The sequence below is a fragment of the Trichocoleus desertorum AS-A10 genome, assembly GCF_039962155.1.
In the GTDB taxonomy this organism is placed as follows: Bacteria; Cyanobacteriota; Cyanobacteriia; order FACHB-46; family FACHB-46; genus Trichocoleus.
On the sequence record NZ_JAMPKN010000120.1, the window covers coordinates 1 to 3,347 of the forward strand.

The following is a 3,347-nucleotide window of genomic DNA, read 5'->3' on the forward strand; positions in this document are numbered from 1 at the left end:
GGGCTTGTGCTTGAGCAGGAGTCATGTCAGGGGTTGCAACAATGAATTGCCTCTATCCTGACTGATTTCACCGAACCTCGCAAAGGTGACATGCTCCCGGCAAGACAAGCTGACCCGATGATGGCAATTGAAGGCTGCATCTGAACAGCTTTGATCATGGCTCTAAGCGGATAAACAGCAGAGGAACATCGCATGGCAGGAGCGTTCACCCTGGTTTTGGAAGAAACTACTCCTATTCGTAAACTAGCAGCGTGTCCGGGGCCATCCTCACCCATTGAGTCAAAGATTCCTAGTATTTTCCCTTAGGCTTCACTAAAGCTTTAAAGTTAGGTTTCTAGTCCTCTGAGAAACTACGGAATTATATTCGTGTTTAGCAGTAGATCGTAGATTGCAGAGGGTCAGCAATATTCCAGGAGGCGATCGCGGTGAATCGGCCTATGTGGGTTTAGGCTGCGATCGCTAGGAACCATAATCAATTCCAAAGCTTGCCTACCCCTGGTTGCACTGCATGGGCTACCGTTCACTCATCCGGTTGTGCTGATTGGAGTGCATCATCGTCTCTCGTAAACCACTCGGCCCAACTCAGATCTTGCACCTAGGCCTGAAAGGTGAGAAAAAAGGCGTGAAACCAATAGATTGCAGGAACAATGGACATTCTTGCCCACGCCCAAGAACTAATCTATTACTTGCTCGATGGGATGCCGAGTTCCTACCAGCGTCGAAGCCTGCAAGCTTTGTTGGAGTTGTTTCTTAGAGCCCAGGGTGCTCCTCTGCCAGAACACAGTCTAATAAAGTCCCTCAGCGCTCTCAGCCGCTTCCTCAACGTCTATCGCTGGTCAGTGCGTGAGGTCATTCGTCGCCTGCGGGAAGCCGTGCGTCAGCAACTCCAGCAGTATCGTCCCCGAAGCCGCCGACCGCATCTGCAAGTGATTGTGGATTTGACGACGTTGGAAAAACGTGGCAAGCTCAAAGCCTTTGAGCACTTAGTCTCTGTGTTTCACAGCAAACGCGGCGTGCATCTCATCGTGTTGTATCTGGTCGTCGGACCCTGGCGCATTCCTTGGAGCTTTCGAGTATATCGGGGCAAGGACACTACTTCACCCGCTCACTTGCGCTTGCACTTGGTGCGACAGTTACCCAGTTGGTTACGAAAATCTTTCAGGTTGGTCGTGCTTGCTGGTAGTGTCTTAGATCTGTTGATGCTCTAAACTATGTACAAGAAATCTGCAATTTTAACCTCTCTCATAAGAGTCTCAAACAATGGCACTGATTTCTGTGGTGTGTCCTCATTGTCGCAGTGATGAAGCGGTGGTCAAGAACGATAAAAGCACAGAGGGTAAACAACGATTTCGCTGTCGAGCGGAGGTGTGTCAAGGACGCACTTTCATGCTCAATCCTTCCTACCCAGGACGACTGCCCGCGATTAAACAACAAATTGTGGATATGAGTTTGAATGGCAGTGGGGTGCGAGACATTTCCAGAGTGCTCCATGTCAGTACTCGAACGGTGATAGGTGAACTAAAAAAAAGCCGCACAACTCCAGTCTGTTAACAAAGCAGCCTTACAGCAGGTTGAACCGGAGCAGTTCAACGTAGAAGTGGTTCCAGTCCAGCTTTTAGCTGATTGGGAAACCTGGGAGAGTGAATTAGATGAAATGTGGAGCTTTGTTGAGAAAAAAGCAAATCAACGATGGCTTTGGCATGCCAGTGACCATGGAACGGGAGTGGTACTAGCCTACGTCTTAGGTGGGCACAGGGATGATGTCTTTCTCAAGCTGAAGCAACTGCTAGAGCCATTTGGCATTCATCGATTTTACACGGATGGATGGGGTGCCTATGAACGACATTTAGATTCAGTTCTGCACCAAGTGGGTAAAGCCAATACCCAGAAGATTGAACGGAAACATTTGACTTGGAGAACTCGGATTAAGCGACTGGCACGGAGAACGATTTGCTTCTCGAAATCTGAAGCCGTTCATGATGTTGTCATTGGTTTGTATATTAATCGGCATGAGTTTGGGTTATTGGTGTAAAAAGTGCCATCAACAGATGTACAACATTGCCCTATCCTGATTGCACCTCTTAATCCTCTAGCACTTGGCTTTGCTACATCGCACCGCTACCTTTGCCCTTGGTTCGTGTTCTTGTGTCCCCCTGATCAAGTCATTTGTTAGCATTTCTTTACCGAAGTACGGAAAATGTTACGGTTCGTGTGTAGTAGGGAAGGATAGAACTACATCCGTTTTGAGGATGCCGTGTGAGTACACTCACTAGCCTTGCCAGCAGTAGGAATCGATTTATGTCAGTGACCGGTCTAATCCAGGGACTTAATGCCTTTCAGAGCGACTACTTCACCACAAATCGAGCCCTGTTTGAACGACTCTCGAACGGGCAGGCACCCGAAGTTCTCTTCATTACTTGTTCCGATTCTCGGATTGACCCTTGCTTAATCACGCAGTCTCAGCCTGGTGAACTCTTCGTGATGCGCAATGTCGGGAATATCATTCCGTCTTATGGAGCCGCCAGTAGTGCTGAAGCCGCCGGGGTAGAGTATGCGGTCGCTGGCGTCGGGGTACGGGACATCATTGTGTGTGGTCATTCCCACTGTGGGGCCATGAAGGGGTTGCTGCAAATCGGCAATCTGAGTGAGCAGATGCCGCTAGTCTACGACTGGTTGAAGCGCCATGGAGAAGCGACGCGACGCTTAGTGTTAGATAATTATGCGCACCTACAGCCCGAGCGATTGCTCAAGATCGCGATCGAGCAGAATGTGTTGACGCAGATAGAGAATTTAGAGACGTATCCTGTCATTCGATCCAAGTTGCATAGCAGGCAGCTAAATTTGCATGCTTGGATGTACGAAATCGAGACCGGTCAGGTATTCGCTTATGATGCGGGATTAGGGCAGTTTACGCTGCTAAGGCAGCGCTCCTTCCCGGTACCCGACCCATTGATTACAGCTATTTCACAGTAATCAGGGAAACCCCGTCGTTTCATTGGAATAGTTATTCAGCCGGTAGAGATGCGTGTGTTAACGCCTCAGGTGGGGTTCTACAGCTATGACTGGCTCGACCCGCTAGAAAGGATGTTTTTTGATGTGCCTGAGTCAATACCTAATTGCCTTAGCCCAGAACAACTGCTGCTAGGTGTTTCAGCCCTGGCGGGGGGACATAAGGGCTTACAAAGGAGAGCGAACCAGGGACATAGCCCGTTGACCTCGTTGATAAAACGGTCACTTTCCAGGGCTCAATTGCAATAAGGCATTGACCAAATCCGCACAGGTGTCGACAAAGTTGACCCAGCCATAGGCATACAAACCCGTATAAAAGTAGCTATGTCTAGGACGGC

General features: G+C 49.2%; 2 protein-coding genes and 1 pseudogene. All 3 read left to right on the top strand.

Annotated elements, in window-relative coordinates:
• Positions 1-647: 647 nt before the first annotated feature.
• A pseudogene (locus tag NDA01_RS31610) lies at positions 648-1,178 on the top strand (transposase family protein); the annotation flags it as partial.
• 82 nt (positions 1,179-1,260) lie between these two features.
• Positions 1,261-2,032, top strand: a protein-coding gene (locus NDA01_RS32195; RefSeq protein ID WP_431193616.1) for an IS1 family transposase whose coding sequence is annotated in 2 segments (ribosomal slippage) — positions 1,261-1,533 and positions 1,535-2,032 — 771 coding nt in all. Because the reading frame shifts where the segments join, the coding sequence is not laid out codon by codon here.
• Positions 2,033-2,298: 266 nt separating this feature from the next.
• Positions 2,299-2,973 (top strand): carbonic anhydrase, encoded by a 675-nt coding sequence (locus tag NDA01_RS31625; protein ID WP_348231176.1) that lies wholly within the window; start codon positions 2,299-2,301, stop codon positions 2,971-2,973.
• Positions 2,974-3,347 lie beyond the last annotated feature (374 nt).

Bases quoted from the DNA above. Each gene is read 5' to 3' on its own strand.
- NDA01_RS31625 (WP_348231176.1), top strand. From the start codon at position 2,299: ATGTCAGTGACCGGTCTAATCCAGGGACTTAATGCCTTTCAGAGCGAC.